This is a genomic window from Edaphobacter modestus (genome assembly GCF_004217555.1).
In the GTDB taxonomy this organism is placed as follows: domain Bacteria; phylum Acidobacteriota; class Terriglobia; order Terriglobales; family Acidobacteriaceae; genus Edaphobacter; species Edaphobacter modestus.
The window spans coordinates 6011509-6028762 of the sequence record NZ_SHKW01000001.1 but is presented as its reverse complement, the minus strand read 5'-3'; the positions used below and the strand labels follow the sequence as shown (position 1 = coordinate 6028762).

The 17254-nt window shown below is 55.0% G+C and carries 14 protein-coding genes and 2 pseudogenes; 8 read left to right on the top strand and 8 right to left on the bottom strand.

Annotated elements, in window-relative coordinates; translation table 11 throughout:
- Window positions 1–56: 56 nt before the first annotated feature.
- From BDD14_RS33300 to BDD14_RS25530, 8 genes and pseudogenes are all read right to left on the bottom strand, one after another.
- Window positions 57–653 (bottom strand): annotated as a pseudogene (locus BDD14_RS33300) (TonB-dependent receptor domain-containing protein); the annotation flags it as partial.
- Between the two features lie 740 nt (window positions 654–1393).
- A pseudogene (locus BDD14_RS34040) lies at window positions 1394–2119 on the bottom strand (carboxypeptidase-like regulatory domain-containing protein); the annotation flags it as partial.
- A gap of 367 nt (window positions 2120–2486) precedes the next feature.
- Entirely contained in the window at window positions 2487–3926 is a 1440-nt protein-coding gene (locus BDD14_RS25555) for a sensor histidine kinase (RefSeq protein ID WP_130422414.1), read from the bottom strand.
- A gap of 10 nt (window positions 3927–3936) precedes the next feature.
- Window positions 3937–4614 carry a response regulator transcription factor gene (locus tag BDD14_RS25550; protein WP_130422412.1) on the bottom strand — a complete coding sequence of 226 codons (678 nt, stop codon included), beginning with the start codon at window positions 4612–4614 and terminating at the stop codon, window positions 3937–3939.
- Window positions 4615–4809: 195 nt separating this feature from the next.
- Window positions 4810–5247, bottom strand: coding sequence for a hypothetical protein (locus BDD14_RS25545; protein ID WP_130422410.1), 438 nt, complete (start codon window positions 5245–5247; stop codon window positions 4810–4812).
- 44 nt (window positions 5248–5291) lie between these two features.
- Entirely contained in the window at window positions 5292–6152 is an 861-nt protein-coding gene (locus BDD14_RS25540) for a UbiA-like polyprenyltransferase (RefSeq protein WP_130422408.1), read from the bottom strand.
- Window positions 6136–7626 carry an ATP-binding protein gene (locus BDD14_RS25535; RefSeq protein WP_130422406.1) on the bottom strand — a complete coding sequence of 497 codons (1491 nt, stop codon included), beginning with the start codon at window positions 7624–7626 and terminating at the stop codon, window positions 6136–6138. Before BDD14_RS25535 ends, BDD14_RS25540 begins: the two co-directional genes overlap by 17 nt.
- Window positions 7607–8302, bottom strand: a complete 696-nt coding sequence (locus BDD14_RS25530) for a winged helix-turn-helix domain-containing protein (RefSeq protein ID WP_242618198.1) — start codon at window positions 8300–8302, stop codon at window positions 7607–7609. Before BDD14_RS25530 ends, BDD14_RS25535 begins: the two co-directional genes overlap by 20 nt.
- A gap of 418 nt (window positions 8303–8720) precedes the next feature.
- Between BDD14_RS25530 and BDD14_RS25525 the strand changes: the two genes are divergently transcribed.
- The 8 genes from BDD14_RS25525 to BDD14_RS25490 all read left to right on the top strand — a co-directional run bounded on the left by BDD14_RS25525 (window position 8721) and on the right by BDD14_RS25490 (window position 17151).
- Window positions 8721–9566, top strand: a complete 846-nt coding sequence (locus tag BDD14_RS25525) for a polyprenyl synthetase family protein (protein WP_165420247.1) — start codon at window positions 8721–8723, stop codon at window positions 9564–9566.
- Entirely contained in the window at window positions 9563–10675 is a 1113-nt protein-coding gene (locus tag BDD14_RS25520; protein WP_130422402.1) for an ABC transporter permease, read from the top strand. Before BDD14_RS25525 ends, BDD14_RS25520 begins: the two co-directional genes overlap by 4 nt.
- A complete protein-coding gene (locus BDD14_RS25515) occupies window positions 10672–11379 on the top strand; it encodes an ABC transporter ATP-binding protein (protein ID WP_242618197.1) in 708 nt (235 codons plus the stop codon). The genes BDD14_RS25520 and BDD14_RS25515 overlap by 4 nt, the downstream gene beginning before the upstream one ends.
- A complete protein-coding gene (locus tag BDD14_RS25510; protein WP_130422400.1) occupies window positions 11360–12745 on the top strand; it encodes a heme-copper oxidase family protein in 1386 nt (461 codons plus the stop codon). Before BDD14_RS25515 ends, BDD14_RS25510 begins: the two co-directional genes overlap by 20 nt.
- On the top strand, window positions 12742–13155 hold the full coding sequence (locus tag BDD14_RS25505) for a hypothetical protein (RefSeq protein ID WP_130422398.1): 414 nt from the start codon (window positions 12742–12744) through the stop codon (window positions 13153–13155). The genes BDD14_RS25510 and BDD14_RS25505 overlap by 4 nt, the downstream gene beginning before the upstream one ends.
- A 25-nt stretch (window positions 13156–13180) precedes the next feature.
- Complete coding sequence (locus BDD14_RS25500) at window positions 13181–15076, top strand: cbb3-type cytochrome c oxidase subunit II (RefSeq protein WP_165420246.1); 1896 nt, start codon at window positions 13181–13183, stop codon at window positions 15074–15076.
- The gene (locus tag BDD14_RS25495; protein WP_130422394.1) at window positions 15076–15648 is read left to right on the top strand and encodes a YceI family protein; all 573 of its coding nucleotides are present in this window, start codon (window positions 15076–15078) and stop codon (window positions 15646–15648) included. Before BDD14_RS25500 ends, BDD14_RS25495 begins: the two co-directional genes overlap by 1 nt.
- Before the next feature lie 150 nt (window positions 15649–15798).
- Window positions 15799–17151 (top strand): multicopper oxidase family protein, encoded by a 1353-nt coding sequence (locus tag BDD14_RS25490; RefSeq protein WP_130422392.1) that lies wholly within the window; start codon window positions 15799–15801, stop codon window positions 17149–17151.
- The last annotated feature ends 103 nt before the right edge of the window (window positions 17152–17254 follow it).

Below are 17254 nucleotides of genomic sequence, written 5' to 3'. Positions count from 1 at the left end.
CCAGTGTACTGGGCGCGGCCTACGCTCCCGTTGGCGTAAAGGCTGAGGCCGCGAGTGAGGGAGATGTTAGTCTCCAATTCGCCACCTATGGTGACGGAGTCGGGGTTGAGGAAATAAATGGGGGCTCCGTTGGGCGGAGTAAAGCTGGTATAGGCGTTCTGAAACTTGATGCGATAGACATCGCCGTCGAACATGACTCGCTTGAGTTTGAGCACGGTACCAGCCTGATAGGCGGTGGTGCGAGCAGGCTTGGGCAGGGTCTCAACCGCTCCTGACTTGACGTCGAAGACGCTGCTGGGTGGAATGACGCTGCCCTGAGCGAACTGGGCGTAGGCGGACCAGTTCGGCAGAATGCGGTAGTTGACGGAGCGTCCGGAAGAGGAGAGCTGTAGCCGGCATGATTGAAGACGGAGGACGCGCCGGCGGGCGGAGTACCGATCGTTTTGCCGTTGTCGGGGTATTGGGTAAAGTCCTGGGCATAGTAGGCGTACTTGAATCCACCGGTGAGCGTAAGCCGGGTAATAGCCCTGTAGGAGTACTCCGTGAATGGCTGATAGGAACTGGTCGTGAAGTATTCGCGATAGCTGGGCAGACTTCCGAAAGCCCGGGTGAACGGGTCGGTGGGATAGAGATAACGATTGGTGGAGGCCCATTCGTACCAGATACCGGCGGTGAAAACGCCATAGGCCGAGGTCTGGCTGACCGAGCTGACCTCACCATACTTGTGGTATCCGTTGAGCTGGTCGGAGGCGCAGGGAAGGATGCCGCTGACAGGAGTCGAGCAGAAGGTGGGATTGACTCCCCCTGTCGGGGTCTTGATGGGAGGGGTGGTATACCACTGGTGATTTTTATAGCTATAGGTGTACGGCTTTAAATCCAGCTTCCACCCATGGCCGAGATCCGAGAGAAGGCCGACGTATTCGAAGTTTGTGGGAAGATGATAGCCGTTATAGCCATAATAGTAAGGGCTTGTGGGATCGTTGTTCAGGAGGAAGTTGTAGCCGAATGCGGCGACCTGGGCTCGGGTAGGGGCCACCGTGTTGGGCGTATTGTTGTCCAGCATCACCCAGCCGCTGTAGCCCGTGAGGACGAGCTTGTCGGAGAACTTGTACTGTAGCTTCACGTCACCAGCTACGCGCTGCTGATGGTTGAAGGTCTGGAAGCCATCAGAGGTAAGGCGCTGTAGATCGAGCGAAAGGCCTGCCTTGCTGTTGCCGAGGATTGGACCGGAATCGTATTGACCGTCTAACAGGAGGGTGTTGAACGAACCATAGGCGACGGAAGTGCGAAGGGACTGCTGGTCGGGAACGTCCTTGGAGAGCAGGTTGATAGAGCCGCCGAAAGGTGTGGGACCTACCGTGGAAGCGGTACCAGGGCTGCGGTCGAAGTCGATGCCGCCGAGCCATTGCGAAGGGAAAAAGGCCCAGGAGTGATGTGTGGGGCCGTTGGTGTCGTTGAAGGGGATGCCGTCCCAGGTGATGTCGTAGTTGCCATCGGCGAAGCCGCGAAAGTAGGTCTTATCCTGGCCGAGGCCGATTCCATTCGGACTGATGCTGAAAGTCCCCGGCGCCATCTGTAAAACAGTGCCGTAGTCAGAGACTGGCGAGGAGAATTGCTTAATATACTCGGTGCCGAACTCGGATCGCGGGGATTCGGTATCGAGGGGCGTCTGTATCGGCGATAGTTGGACCGCAACTGAGTCAGAGTCTGCCGCTGAAACGGTAACTTGCTGGGATACATTTCCAACGGCCAATTGAAACGAAACATTCAATGGCTGTCCCGCAGTGACCCGCACGCCGGTGCGCGTGGCGTTTACGAATCCTTGGGATGTCACTTCCACCGTATATATGCCGGCGGACAGTCCATCGACCGAGAACCGGCCCTGGCCGTCGGTGCTGGCTTGTTTGCTGACACTGCCAGACGCGCCACGGATAATGACGGTGGCCTTGGGCAGAGCGCCGCCACTGGGATCCAGCACTGTCCCGGTGATCGAACTGGATAGCTGGGCGAGAAGAGAAGCTGGAACGATTGTGTAGAGGCACAGGACAAAGCAGATTGTGAATAGTCGAAACCAACGCGCACTCAAAGTGTTTTTCAAAACTATCCTCCTGAGGATCATCTGCGGTGTTGATGTCTGTTCCGCAAAAGTAGCTAGCGAGGATGAATGCAGTGTTACTTCCTCATGCGTGAGGCGGCACGATTAGCACAAGACCGAATAGATTCCGGCCGATGCTCATTTGTTCGTCGATGCATCAAACATATTGATTTCAGAGGTGATCCATTTGTTCTGCGTCTGTGAACGGTCGTGATCGGATTGCCCCCAATTGCGTCTTGAGTTGTTGGGCTAAGACAGAGTGAAGGCACTCATTTCTTAGAAAAGATGCAAGGTCTTCTTAAGGCATGATTAACGATCGACACAGCCCCTTATGAGCTAAACACGAGCCGGGCAGCATTCTTCTCGCTCTATACTCTGGCGTTGAGTTCGGCTACGGGAGCGTCAGAGAATACTCTGTCCGGACGGTATCTCCAGAGTGCAGAGAAGCGGCAGCGGGAAACCGGATCTGGAATTCGGAGCCCTTCATCGGCGTACTCTCCACTACGAACTCGACCCGATGCGCCTCGGCTATCCACTTGGCAATGGACAGGCCCAATCCGCTGCCAGCCAGATTCCTTCGTTCCCTAAGGTCGGCTTGATAGAACCGGTCAAAGATATGCTGGCGTACATCCTCGGACATCCCGATACCGGTGTCGCGGACGGTCAAGAAGACCTCTGACTGTGTCCCGCAGACTTCGACAAGAATCTCACCTTGCGCCGGCGTATATTTGATCGCATTGTCCAGAAGAATTCCTAACAGTCTTTGCAGCAACAACTCATCGCCCTCCACAAAGAGATCATCTGCAGGCAGTTTCCAATCCAGGATGATTCCGCTGGATTCTGCAAGATCCTCGACGCGACGGCAACCCGCGACCACTAGCTCTGTGACATTAACTCTCTGGAATGCGACCTCGTGAATGAAATTACCGCTTCGCGCCAATGATAACTGGGCATCCAACAGGGTCGAGGCGATTCGGCATTCACTAACGATGCGCTCGAGATCGCTTCGATATTCTTCCTCCAAGCGACGTCGATCGAGCGAGACCTGTGCTGTGGCCAGAATTACGGTAATAGACGTTCGCAGATCATGCGAAGCGTCGGCAGAGAATTTACTCAGCCGTGAGACGGCACCCTCCAGACGGTCCAGCAGTTGGTTCCACGCTATTGCCAACGACCATATCTCGTCCCGCGCCGAGGGGATGGGTAGCCGCGAGGAGAGGTTGCCAATTCCAATCTCTAAAGCGGCCTTCGTCATCAGATCGACCGGACGCATCGCGCGCCTACTCAAAAAATACCCGCCGACCGCAGATAGCCCAAGAAGACAAGGAAGCAGAAATAGAAGTGTCTTCTGGTAGGTGCTGAGAATGTACATATCCTCTTCGAGCGATCCGCCGATGTAGAGCATGACCGGCTGTCCGTCCAGCAAGATTGTGTGGCACACCACCGTCACTGGTTGCCCCTCCACGATCACATCCCTGAAGACCGGTGGGGCACATTCTGCAGCGGGGTGCGACAACCAGGCTGCCGCTGCCGGGCTAAACGGAAAAATCAGGCTACCTCGAAGATCTCTGATCTGGAATAGATTTCCTTCGTGAGTGATCAGTGCATAGCTTGCTAGCTGCTCCGAGAGCGGAGCGAGCGCGTGCTTCTGCCTGTTCTGTTCCAGATAAAGGATCAGCCGATGTTCGCGTCGGTTCAGGGTCGCTTGTTTCACCTTGAGGAGGGCATAGCGCAATGCTCCAAACGTGAGCAGGCCAAACAAAAGGAGGGCCGTCGATATGACAGCCAAATACCACAGCGTAAGTTTGGCTCGGACGGAGAGAGATCGCATTATGTTGTATTCATTCAGTCACTAACATATAGCCTGTCCCATGAACTGTACGGATCGTGATTTGCTGCTGATAGGACTGTAGTTCAAGTTTTGATCTGAGACCATGAACATATACATCCAACGTATTGTCTTTCACATCGGCCAGGTATCCCCAAGCCGCCTCAACCAGATCCTCTCGAGTCGCGACCAGGCCACTGCGACGCATGAGCAATTCGAGCAGATCAAACTGCTTCCGTGTCATATGAATAGACCTCCCATTCCGCCGGACGGATCGACGACTACGATCCAGGATGAGATCCCCGACCTGAAGTAAGGGAGGGGCCGGGGATTGCCCGCGTCTGGCAATCGCGGTCAAGCGAGCCAGAAGAATCTCCAACAGGAATGGCTTGACCAGGTAGTCGTCAGCTCCTAAATCAAACGCCTCAAGAACCTTTGGCACGGTATCTACTGCGGTCAACATCATAATCGCCGTCTTACAGCGTTTAGCCCGTACCCGCTCCAATACTGCGAGACCATCTATTCCAGGCAAAAGAATATCCAGCAGAGCAACATCGTACCCTCCGCCCACCATCATCTCAGCGCCTTCTCGCCCGTTGCCCGCGATAGACACTCGGTGCCCATGTTCACTGAGTCCGCGCTCAAGGAGACTCGAGATTTTCCGATCATCTTCGATGACTAGAACATTCATGGTTAGTTCCAAACTACGCCGCGTCAGGTTTCTAAATGATTAAGATTCTCTCCACAATCCCTTAGTTCGAGATGACAATTCGTTCATGTACAAGCGCGGAATCATACTGATTGCCAACATATCGATAGCCAAAGCAGAAGAGATAACTCCATTATGGGCATTGCAGTACTTTCGGGAGAATACATTCTCCTCGTTCTACGCCCGGTAAATCACGATAATGACTGCGATACAAGCCAAGGCTATGATAATCGCGGTGAGGTTCATATCAATAGAGAGCGCTCGGCCGCAACACGCCAACTGCACCGGAGGAATGCCATTGGGATCGGACAACGTTCCACCGTAAATCCTTCGCGTTGTCAACGCGAAAAGAAAGGCAAGAGGAGAGAGTGAGGTAAGGAGACAAGCTATATAAAAGCCATCCGCCCTCGGGAGGCCGTGAGACCAGATCAGGATGAATTCCACACCTGCAGGGAGCGTAACTGTGATGGTCTGCCATACGACATGGAATCGTGCATGCCCTGTCCAGGTGGGATTGGTCGCATGGGTCCGGTTAAGATCGATGGCAAGCGTGGCGAGTCCCTGAAGCGCGCAGAGAATAGACAGCAATATTCGCGCGACCAGCGCATGATTCAACGCTTCTCCTCCTCTTTGGAGACACGAACTCTACCCGAAGCGATTTATCTTGTCAGAATGGCGGCTGCAACAAATACAAAAAAGACGATGGAGATAACGCCATTCATCGTGAAAAAAGCGACGTTCATTCTAGTCAGGTCGCCGGGAGATACAATCGAATGTTCATAGAGAAGCAGTGCGGCGACGATAAAGACTCCAGCCCAGGCGAGCGGACCCAATGCGAAGAGGTGAATGAGCCAAAGTGCTAGGGCGAACATTGCAACGTGTAAAACCCTCGCCAACCAAAACGCTTTTGTAACACCAATCGCAGCAGGCAAGCTATTCAGTCCTTCCTTTCGATCATGCTCCGCATCCTGGCAGGCGTAAAGAGTATCGAATCCTCCTACCCAGCAGAGGACCATCAAGGTCAATACTAAAATTCTGAGATCGAGAGTCCCGCGGATCGCGATCCAGGCCGCTGTCGGTGCGGAGCCCAGTGTAAGACCCAGAACCAAATGCGACCAGCGAGTGAACCGCTTGGTGTAAGAGTAGAACAAAATGAGTCCAAGTTCAGCCGGTGCCAACAGAAGAGTCAGCCGGTTCAGTTGCGAGGCAGCGATCACAAATAGTAAGGAAGCTACGATCGTGAAGCTACCGACAAAGCCTTTCGATAACTGACCTGCAGGAATTGCGCGCATTCTGGTCCGAGGGTTTTTTGCATCGAGTTCGGCGTCTGCCCAGCGATTGAACGCCATGCCCGCGGATCTGGCGAAGACCATGCAAACAACAATCCAGAAAACCTGAGAGATGCGAGGCCTGCCCGATGCTGCTAGCATCGCAGCGGTTAAAGCGAACGGCAGCGCGAAAATCGAGTGTTCCCACTTGATCATCTCCAAGGTCACACCTATTTTATGCAAGGTTTGCATGTGCCTGCCTGTTGATCAGTGTTAGAGAGTGAGGAGCTTCGATCTTCTCTCCGATCTCACGCGGCCAGGTAATCGACAGCAAAGCTCCTCCAGTTGGAAGGTTTGACGCCGTCACACTTCCTCCGTGAGCGCGCACCACGGCTTCAACAAATGCAAGCCCAAGGCCATGCCCCTTGGAGTCTCTTCCTTTCACCCTCTGCTCGAACATTTGGAGGCCAATCTCCGAAGCAAATCCCGGGCCATCATCCTCCACAATCAGAATCGCGGCGTTCTCGCTTGCTCCAAGTTTTATCGAAACGGTGCATGATGCGGGGAGGTGATTGAGTTCGTTATCGAGGAGGTTTGCGATCACTCTATGAAGAAGAGCTGCGTCTGCCAGTACAGTGACAGGACCAGTGCTGCGCAGATTCACTCGAAGCCCTTTCTCCGACATACAAGGCTCGTACAAATCAATCATGACTCGAATTAGTTCATCAAGATCGACTTCTACGAGCGAAAGCCTAAGCGCGTCAGCCTTCGCTTCGGCAACATCAAGCGAAGTATTGAGGAATTCCGAGAGTCGATCGAGTTCATCGATAGCCAAGACGATCGGCTCACTTTGTTCGACCTTTAAATCGCTTGATAGAACGACCTCCAGCTTCCCTCGAATCGCCGTCAACGGGCTACGGAGGTCGTGAGCGAGGGACTCCGTGATGGTGTGCAGTTGATGCACCGAGCTTTCTATTCGGTCTAGCATGCGATTGAGCGTTAGCGCCAGATGCCCTACTTCGTCGTTCCGTTTGCTGGTCGGAACCCTGCTGCTCAAATCAGATTGCCCAATCCTGGATGCAGCTTCGGTTATCTCGCGAACGTGGCCCAGCATACGCCTGGTCACGAAGAAGACAATCGCGGAACCGAACAGTACGATGAGTAGCCAGAGGCAAAAAAAGCGAAAACGAAGGTTTCTCAGTACACGCAGTTCGTCTCGCTCCGAGAGCCCGAGATAGATGTGGCTCCTATCCTCCAGTTGCACCGACGCTACCCGAAAAGGGTGCTTGAATCCCTTGACATTCAAGTCGTAGGGCACGTCGGCAACAAACTTTCGCGCTTGAATCGCGGCTAAGTTTGGCGTCCCGTCACCGGCACCCACCCAAAGCTTGAGAGCTCCGTCGTCTCCGGCTTGAAGGAAGAAGACCGAATCGTTCTCATTTCCATTGGAACGCAGCTTGTTCGGCACCTCTCTACTTGCAAGTTCCGCGACTTCTCTCACCACCCGACCGTAGAGGCGGTCCTTTGGCGTTCGCCCGGCTACATCACCGAGTACTGCAACCTCTCCAGAGAGCCACGCGTCACTCCGCCGCTGTATGTCGTTTGCGACAAAGCGATGGAGCATCACAAAAACGAGCATTGTTCCAATTGCAAAGGCAAGAGTTGCCCATAGAGAAATGCGCCAGGCGGCGCTATGCATGATGGGATTAGCGGTCTTTGAGGACATAGCCAATACCTCGTAAAGTCTTAATCAGCGGCTCACGGCCTTCCGTATCTACCTTGCCGCGCAGCCGGTAAATATGTACGTCGACGACGTTCGTATCGGGTTGAATTCGCATTCCCCAAACTTCGGAGAGAAGCATCGATCGAGTAACAACGCGCCCAGCGTGTCGACATAAATACTCCAGAAGTACAAACTCCTGCGGACTTAGATTCAAGACCTCGCCTCCACGGAAGGCTCTACGCCTGATAAAGTCCAGTTCCAGATCAAGGACACGTAGACGGGATGCTTCTTCGGTCGCAGCTTGGTTTCTTCGCAGAAGATTGCGTAACCTGGCCAACAATTCTGCAAGCGCAAAGGGTTTGATGAGGTAATCGTCGCCACCTTGCTCTAACCCCTTGACCCTGTCGTCGACTGATCTTCGGGCCGAAAGTATCAGTACAGGACTGTTTACGCCGGACCGGCGAAGTTGCAAGATCAGGTCAATGCCATCTTGATCGGGCAGGCCAAGGTCGACGATCAGAACGTCATACTTTTTTCCAGATGCAAGTTGCATGGCGGTTCGCCCATCCTTGGCAGCGTTCACCTCGTAACCTGCATCGGCAAGGGACTGCTTCAGGAATCCCTGAATCTCGATTTCATCCTCCACAAGCAGGAGTTGCATGAAGTGATGGTAAGCCATTTCCAGCGCCTCGATCTCTCTTCAGACCAACTACACACCTTACTGACGAAACATGAACAACTTGTCATCTTGTGCGTCGCGGCTGCACTTCGTATTCCTCGTATCCTAAGAGTAGCGATTGTGTGTCTGCTCCTGACCATTAATCTCGCTGAATCATGCGCCGAGTTTTCATGAACGAATCGTCATCCTTGGCTGCGCCTTAATGCGCTATCAAAAGACTTAGCCTAGTCGTCTCAATAGGAGGGCGAGACAACTCGCAGGCCTGTCATTCTGCCCTCTGTAAGCCTGCGGAGAGGTTGAGCAATGTCGAACTGTCACATGAATATCATCGCGGGAGTATATGGCCGAGCAACACAGAAAACGATTGAACGATGCTTTTACCGGCTCTCTGCCATTGCCTGCGACTCTGGAGCCCCATTTGAAGGAGGCGTTGGATCAGGTATTGCGAAATCCCGGCAGCCTTATCCGTCCAGAGATTGTTACCGAGATATCTCTTGGGTACGGCCTGTTGGAAACTGATGCGACCGATCTAGCCATAGGACTCGAATACTTCCATACCGCGTCTCTGCTCTTCGACGACCTTCCTTCTATGGATGATGCGGTCGAACGGCGCGGAGTTCCTTGCGTTCATCTCGAGTTCGGAGACGCCGGCGCTATCTTGGCCGCACTTGCTTTGATTAATCGGGCATATGCCCTCACCTGGCGGGCTGTCTCAAACTCTGTGCCTGAGCGCCGGTCAAAGGCTTTAGCGTATCTCGAGCGACATCTAGGGGTGGACGGGTTACTCAACGGCCAGAGCATGGATCTTCATTATGGGACGCTGCCACACGACCGGCAAACGACCGAGCAAATAGCCATGGGCAAAACAGTATCCCTGATTCGGCTGACGCTGGTGCTGCCTGCCATCTTAGGTGGAGCTTCCAACGCCGAACTGCACCTACTGGAGCGCATTGCGCTGTATTGGGGTCTTAGTTACCAAATTGTCGACGATTTGAAGGATGTGCTGCAAAGTTCGGCTGAAGCCGGAAAGACGGTCTCTCGCGATCTGTCACTCAACCGACCGAACGTCGCCCTCGTGATCGGCGTCGGAGGCGCCGTTGAGCGTCTCCATCGTCTCATCGATCTTGGCGACGGAATGCTTCGTCGCTTGATCTTAGTGAGGCCGGGAGTTAGCTTCCTCGAGAACCTCCGTACAGAGCTTGGCGCAGAAGCGATCCAGCTCACGCAGAGCGTCTGTGGTGACGCTGGCGGAGGGACAGCATGATCTATTTCAAGTTGATTCTCACGAATCTACTGCGTCACAGGATCAGGTCCCTGATCAGCATTGCAGGCATCGCGTTTAGCGTGGCTGCCATGCTTACGATCGTTACGGTGCTGCAGGGGGCTGTAGGAATGTTCTCGGGCATCCTCTCGAATGACAGTGAGATCATTGTCTTTGAGCGCAACGTCTCCGATCTCTTCTTCAGCAACGTACCCGCGGCGGCAGTGAGGGAGATTGCATCCTGGCCGATGGTGCAGCATGCCGACCCAGTGCTCTTTGGCATCGTATCGAGCGCTGATCATCCAATTATCACCTGTTTTGGCATCACCACCGCCGACGCACGGCTGCGCAAAGCGACGTGGACAAAAGGAGATCGTTCCGTCTTCGCACAGCACGCGGATGACGTGGTGCTCGGTAAACGTGCTGCCGAGTTTATGAGCGCGACGCTTGGCAGTTCGGTGCAAATCGGACATGGAGTATTTCATGTGATTGGGATCATCAGGACGGCGAATGGCTTTGAAGATGGTGGAGTCTTCATGCCGCTTACCTCAGCCCAAAATTTCTTTCACAAGGAAGACTCATCCTCCGTCATTACGATCAAACTTGTGAACAAAGATGACGCCTCCGAGTTCAAACGCACGGTCAAGGTGAAGTTTCCTAACCTGGTTGCACTCGAAGACGAGGAGTTCACTCGCACCTACTCTCAATTCAAGATTCTGAAAGCGACCGCATGGGCAGTCGGTGGGTGCGGCCTTCTCCTCGGGGGGCTTGGAGTTGCAAACACGATGATCATGTCGGTGTTCACCCGCATTCGCGAGATTGCCATCCTGCGGGTCAGCGGCTTTTCAAACTCGCAAATTTCGGCAATGATCTTTGGCGAGTCAGCTCTCGTATCGGTTCTCGGCGCGGCAGTGGGACTCGTTATCGGCACCAGCTTTCTCTTCGCACTCAAGCTCATTCCGGCCCTTCACGGGTACGTCGACGTAGCGATTCAGCCCCTGGTTGTGCTTATCGTGATCGTGCTCGCATTTCTGACCGGTGTAGCAGGTGCTCTCTACCCGGCCCTTTATGCCATGCGCATCCGCGCGGTGGAGGCGCTTCGCTTCGAATGACAACTCCTATGCCAACAATCGAGACGCAACGCCGTATCGTCCTTCGAGCTAAAGACGTATGGAAGAGCTATGACGAAGGCGCCATCAGCGTACTCAACGGCGTCGATTTTGTGGGCTTCGAAGGTGAGACCGTGGCTTTGTGCGGCCCCTCGGGCTGCGGTAAGAGTACACTGCTTCATCTGCTTGGTGGGCTCGACGAACCAGACCGTGGCCGCGTCTCAGTAAACAGCGTCGAGATCAATCGCCATCGCAGTCCGCTACGTCTGCTCCGTCATGAGATCGGCTTCGTCTTCCAGCTTCATAACCTCATTCCCGATCTCACACTTGAAGAGAACTGCCTCATTCCAACCGTAGCTGCCGGCATCGCTCGTACTACGGCACTTGCGCGCCTGCGCGATCTTACGGAGCGTACCGGCCTCAGTCATCGGCTGGGTCATCGAATCCAGAAGCTCTCAGGAGGAGAGCGTCAAAGGACGGCGCTTTGCCGCGCCCTGATGAACCAACCTCGTATCCTGCTCGCGGATGAACCCACGGGTTCGCTCGACGAGGGGACAAGCGCCGTAGTTTTTGACCTCCTCCTCGATCTGGTTGCCAAAGAAGGCGTAACGCTGGTCATGGCCACGCACGATCGCGCGCTTGCCCAGCGTTGTGACCGTCTTGTCGAAATGCATGACGGGAGGATTTATGAGCCTCAGTCGGCCTAGTGCTGGCACGTTGCACCCGTTTCTCGTCCAAGAAGCGAACACGCAACTCCACGCTTCTGGTGACTCCAATAGCCGTCGCGTTATGGCGACTGCGGCGTGGCACAGTCTATTTTGGCTCGTCGTCGCCAATTCAGTGGGCGTCCTTCTTGCGTCCATGCTCCTACTTCCCCGAATTAACAATCTGCTCGGGCAATGGACCTACGGGCGCTGGATGCCGGTTCACATGAATCTGCAACTCTATGGCTGGTGCAGCCTCCCACTAGTCGCCTTTCTCTTCAGGGTATACGGCTCCGATCGCGAGCAGATGGTGGGCTGGTGTCGTCCGGTACTATGGGTCTGGTCTGTTGCTCTCGGCATCGGAGCGCTCTCCTGGCTGAACGGTCACTCCAGCGGCAAGCTCTTCCTCGATTGGGTTGGGTACCCTCGGGTTCTGTTTCCAATGGCGCTCGCATCGGTATGGGTGCTTCTCACATGCTCACTCGTGAGCGGGTGGAAGCGCGAGACGAACTCAGGCCTGACAGCTCGAATCTTCAAAATAACTGGGTTGGCTCTTCTGCTGATGATCCCCTTTCTCATCTACATCGCAGCGAGCCCGACCATCTACCCGCCCGTCAATCCGGATACTGGAGGCCCGACCGGTGCGAGTCAGCTTGAGTCGACATTGGCCATCATCGCGATCCTGCTTCTGCTCCCATTTGGACTTACCAGACGCAAATCGTCACGTTCATGGCAGATGACTGCGGCGTGGTTCATTTTCGCGGCTGAGTTCCTGTTGTGCCTCGGTCTGGGACGAGCGAACGTGAGCCATCACAGGCCCATGCAGTGGATCAGTCTTGGCAGCCTTCTCGTCTGGATTCCACTAACGCCGACCTACTATAACGCCTTCCTTTGGCACCAGAACACACGCCGCTGGCGGATCTCATTTCTCTGCTGGTGGTCGATCCTGGTTCCGACAGGCTGGATGCTATTCCTGCCCGGAGTGCTTGATCATTTCAAGTTCACGGACGGGCTCGTCGGTCATTCATTTCTTGCAATGGCAGGGTTCGTCTCCAGCTTGCTGATCTTCGTCATGGTTCAGCTTCTGGGTGAGGACGGCTGGATCTTCAATGGCACCTGGTCGTTCTATGTATGGCAGGCAAGTGTCCTTGCCTACGTCCTGGTCATGTTCTTCGCAGGGTGGCGCGAAGGTTCGGACTCAGCCTTCTCAATTGTCCCCGGTATCCTGCGCAATACCATCTACGCTCTGCGTCTGCTTCTCGGGATACTCATATTGCTTGCTTCTCTCGACTGGTTTATCGACGCCTTTAGCCTCTTGAAGGAGGTCGCTTTGACGTCCCTTACCGAAACGCAGGCGGAGAGACTATGAAGCGTCGCCTCCTGCTTGGCTATCAGATCCTCACCGGCCTTTCAGACGCTTCGACCGGGGTGCTGCTCATCGTTGCGCCTACAACGACCTTGCACATGATGAGGTTGCACGCGCCACAGGACTCGCTTCCCTATCTTTCATACGTCGGCGTCTTCGTGCTTTCGGTTGGGATCGCCTGCCTCTATGGCGGCGTGCTGCTCACAACCCGGCCCGTACTGGTTCAGAAGCTCGAGGCCGTCTGGCTGCTGACTGCGATCACTCGTGGACTCGTGGCAATCTTTGTCGTCGCAAAGATCTTCTCGGGTTCACTCGAACCTGGGTGGATGACGGTCGCCTTGACCGATGGAGCAATTGCTCTTCTTCAGACAATCGGATTGGCCAGAGGCTGGTTGGGCAATGTCACGGCATAGTGTTCAGCGATCCGGATGGCGAGGCGTGAGCCTCGTTGCCATCACCTATGTCTATTTTCTGATCTTTGCCCAGTTTTCGTTCCTCAAGCGACTTGCTGAGCTCGGCATCACTAATGCGCACCTCAAGATCGTCATGGCAGCGATGGCAGCCGGAGGGATTCTCCTTAGTTTGCTGGCTGTCCGGTCGATCTTCGGCTCTTCACCCCGTCGCCGATTGCAGATGGCACTCTGCACCTGCGGAGCGGCGGCCTTGCTCACTCTGCTCCCGCTCGCAACCGGCGCGAGCATCATCGTCTCATTTCTGATCGGAGCTGGGCTTGGTCTTCTGACAGTCACGCTCGTTACCCATCTGCACCTCTGGCTCGGAGAAGGTCATCTCCTGCTGAAGGTTGGTCTGGGTACCGGCTTCGGCTATCTCATCTGTAACTTTCCACCTCTCTTCACGGGCTCGCCAAATGTGCAAGCAGTCACAGCCGCTGCTCTTTGTCTCGTCGGCGTCCTCGCCGCTGCAAAAGTGACGATTGAAGCCTCCACCGAAACGCTTCCAATACCACTCCACCAAATCTCCTTCGGTCTCATTCTGCTCTGCTTCACTGCTTTGGTCTGGCTCGATTCGGCAGCTTTTTTTATCATTCAGAACACTCCCGCTCTGAAGGGTGGCACCTGGGAGGGGACAGTCCATCTCTGGATCAATGGCTTGCTGCACCTGAGTGCGGCAATCGCGAGTGCATGGTTGCTTCGACGTCGGGGCTTGGGGTTTGTGCTAGGCCTTTCCGTTCTTGCGCTGGCCTTCGCTTGTCTGCTCCTACTCGATCCCAACCAGGCGTTTCTGGCATCCTTCTTCTATCCCCTCGGTGTTTCTCTTTACTCCGTTGCGTTGGTCGCCTACCCATCGTTACTGGCACCAGCCCCGTCGCCCGCAGAGCGAGCCCGCAAAGCCGGTCTGATCTACGCGGTCGCGGGTTGGTTCGGATCGGCGATGGGCATCGGCATGGGTCAAAACCTCCGACAGGTTCCTGTGGCATTCATTTTGCTTGCGTGCGCATTGGTTCTCGGTCCGCAACTCATCGAGTTGCTTTGCCGTCGCGGGCGAGAGGTAGCGACAACGGCCGCGGTTCTGCTCGCGGCCTTCTGCGTCCATCGAGCAATCCTCGCTTCTCGTCCCGAACAGCATGCTCTCACGCAGGTCGAACGGGGACGCCAGGTCTACATCTCTGAGGGATGCATCAACTGCCACTCTCAGTACGTGCGCCCGCATACTCAGGATGTCCTGATATGGGGTCCGGTCCAGACGATCGATGAGTTGCGGTTGGAGCTTCCCCCATTGATCGGGAACCGGCGTCAGGGGCCAGACTTGTCAGAAGTTGGAGGTCGCCGTTCCCCGCTTTGGCTGAGAGCCCACTTCTACAGCCCACTGGAGGTGAGCCACGCTTCGTTCATGCCCTCTTACGCGTGTCTTTTCGGAGCCCCAGGAAGCCTCGGTGACGATCTTATCGCTTACATGGCCAGCCTCAGGAACTCCGGAGCCGAACAGCATCTTGTAGCCGAGCAAGCATGGACACCCCCAGCCGCAGCTGTTGCAAAAGCAAACGCAAGTGACGGGGCGCATCTCTTCACCTCGTACTGTGCAACCTGCCATAACTCCGATGGACACACCAGACAGAGTTGGCGGACGAGCTTCAAGCGGCTTCCCCCGAATCTAGCAACTGGGCCGTGGTTACATCTCCCGGCATCGGATACCGCCGAGGAGCGAGAAATTCACCTTGCACGGATCGTGAAGTTTGGCATACCCGGATCCGACATGCCGGGCCACGAGTACCTTTCGGATCAGGACGTATCCTCACTCGCATTGTGGCTAACACAAATCATTGTGAATCCAGACCACCTTGCAAGCACTCACACCATCTCCGGAGAAAATTAATGAAGACCTTTGTCCGCTCGTTCGTTGTTGCGCTTCCGCTGCTCTTCGCATCTTCCCTGCTCGCCCAGCACCAGACCTTTACCGTTAGTCCCGAATCGAGCGACGTAAGCTTTACGCTTGGCGGCTCTGACCACGGGACACACGGGACATTCCATGTGAAAAATGGATCGATCGACTTTGATCGCTCGGCCCCGCAGATGTCAGGCTCTGTGGTTGTGGCGGCTGGCAGTGGAAAAACTGGAAATGACTCTCGGGACAAAAAGATGACGGACACCGTGCTGGACGCACCTCACTTTGCAGACGTGTCTTTTGTTCCGCAAAGCTACCAGGGCATGATCACTCCTACTGGCGACTCGACGATACAGGTTACCGGAACCTTCACGCTCCACGGCACATCCCATAATCTAACGGTTCCAATGCAGATCCACATCGACGGAGCAAACTGCACCGCCAAAACTCACTTCATCGTGCCTTACGTCAAGTGGGGATTGAAAGACCCGAGCGTCTTCATCCTCAAAGTTGCCAAAGAGGTCGATGTCAATCTGACCCTCGTTGGCCACCTTTCAAACTAGCAAGCTATTCCTATGAGCCAAACTCCTGCGATAGCACATCCAACCGATATCCGACGCGGATGAACAGCTATTCCTCGGTGTTGGGAACTGTGTCTGCTCCAACCCACCCGTTTCCAGACTTCTGATGTTATAGACAAGCAAGGATAGTCAATGATGCTGACTCGAAGACGCTTCACACAGCTTTCAGGCATGGCCGCGGGGTCCGTCCTTCTGAGAGCAGCATCCGGAGCGAGTCTTACTCCGGATGTCACACTTGAGATCGCTCCATACACGCTCGAGGCCTCTCCTAAACACCACTTCCGCACAGTTGCATACAACGGCCAGGTTCCCGGCCCTCTTCTCCGTATGCGCCAGGGGCAGGAACAAACAGTCGAGGTCCGCAACCTTACCGCCGACCCAGAAGTGGTCCACTGGCACGGTCTGTTTCTTCCGTCGCAGATCGATGGGGCAATGGAAGAGGGCACACCGATGATCGCTCCAGGGGCGACGGCCCGATATACCTTGAAGCCCTATCCGCCCGGATTTCGTTGGTTCCACACCCACACCTTTGCGGGCAAGGACCTAGGCAAAGCGCAGTACGGCGGCCAGCATGGTTTTCTCATGATCGAGCCACGCGAGAACGCGGGACACTACGACCGGGAGGTGTTTCTCGGACTCCATGATTGGGGCGGTCATATGTTCGGCGGGGATGATGGCTCCATGAATCCGGTGTACGACGTCTCGACCATCAATGGGAAAATGCTGGGGGCCGGCGATCCGGTGCGTGTCAAGCAGGGGGAGCGCGTCCTGATGCACGTTCTCAACTCAAGCCCCACTGAGGTTCATTGGGTTGCACTCGCGGGCCACAGCTTCCACGTCGTCGCTCTGGACGGCAATCCCGTACCGCAACCTCGGACCGTTCCAATGCTTCGCCTCGCGCCCGCCGAAAGAGTGACTGCGTTGGTTGAGATGAATGCTCCGGGAGTTTGGGTGCTTGGAGAGGTGCGGAAGCACGTTCAGGCAGCTGGCATGGGAATTGTGATCGAGTACGCAGGTGCGACTGGCGAGCCAGTCTGGAAACAGCCGAACGATCTCGTCTGGGACTATCGTCAGTTCGCAACCTCGGGCGGGCCAAACCCGCGCGGAAACGAGATCGTTAGTATCGATCTTGTCTTCGACTCAAAATTTCAGGGGCATGGCAACGAGGAACTCTGGAGGATTAACGGAAAATCCTATCCTCAGACCGACGAGCCGATCCTCAAAACAGGACAACGCTATCGGCTTGTGTTGAAGAATCTGAGTGCAGACGATCACCCGATGCATCTGCACCGCCACACGTTCGAAGTGCGCAAGTTGGGCGGAACCCCAGAGATGCGCGGTTTGAGGAAAGATGTCGTACTCGTTCCCGCAAAGAGCACGGCTGAGGTTGAGTTTGTCGCAGACAATCCAGGTAGGACGCTCTTCCATTGTCACCAACAGGATCATATGGACAGAGGTTTCATGATGGTATTTCGCTATGCGTAGTTATTTTTGGAAGGCCCAACAATTGTTCCGCTCTTTCAGCCTGCTGCTTATTATGGTTGCCTGTTTGCTCTTGTGCTCAAGAGTTGCACACGCTCAGGGAAAC

Bases quoted from the DNA above. Each gene is read 5' to 3' on its own strand.
- BDD14_RS25555 (WP_130422414.1), bottom strand. From the start codon at position 3,926: ATGCGATCTCTCTCCGTCCGAGCCAAACTTACGCTGTGGTATTTGGCT.
- BDD14_RS25550 (WP_130422412.1), bottom strand. From the start codon at position 4,614: ATGAATGTTCTAGTCATCGAAGATGATCGGAAAATCTCGAGTCTCCTT.
- BDD14_RS25540 (WP_130422408.1), bottom strand. From the start codon at position 6,152: ATGCAAACCTTGCATAAAATAGGTGTGACCTTGGAGATGATCAAGTGG.
- BDD14_RS25535 (WP_130422406.1), bottom strand. From the start codon at position 7,626: ATGTCCTCAAAGACCGCTAATCCCATCATGCATAGCGCCGCCTGGCGC.
- BDD14_RS25530 (WP_242618198.1), bottom strand. From the start codon at position 8,302: ATGGCTTACCATCACTTCATGCAACTCCTGCTTGTGGAGGATGAAATC.
- BDD14_RS25520 (WP_130422402.1), top strand. From the start codon at position 9,563: ATGATCTATTTCAAGTTGATTCTCACGAATCTACTGCGTCACAGGATC.
- BDD14_RS25515 (WP_242618197.1), top strand. From the start codon at position 10,672: ATGACAACTCCTATGCCAACAATCGAGACGCAACGCCGTATCGTCCTT.
- BDD14_RS25510 (WP_130422400.1), top strand. From the start codon at position 11,360: ATGAGCCTCAGTCGGCCTAGTGCTGGCACGTTGCACCCGTTTCTCGTC.
- BDD14_RS25505 (WP_130422398.1), top strand. From the start codon at position 12,742: ATGAAGCGTCGCCTCCTGCTTGGCTATCAGATCCTCACCGGCCTTTCA.
- BDD14_RS25495 (WP_130422394.1), top strand. From the start codon at position 15,076: ATGAAGACCTTTGTCCGCTCGTTCGTTGTTGCGCTTCCGCTGCTCTTC.
- BDD14_RS25490 (WP_130422392.1), top strand. From the start codon at position 15,799: ATGATGCTGACTCGAAGACGCTTCACACAGCTTTCAGGCATGGCCGCG.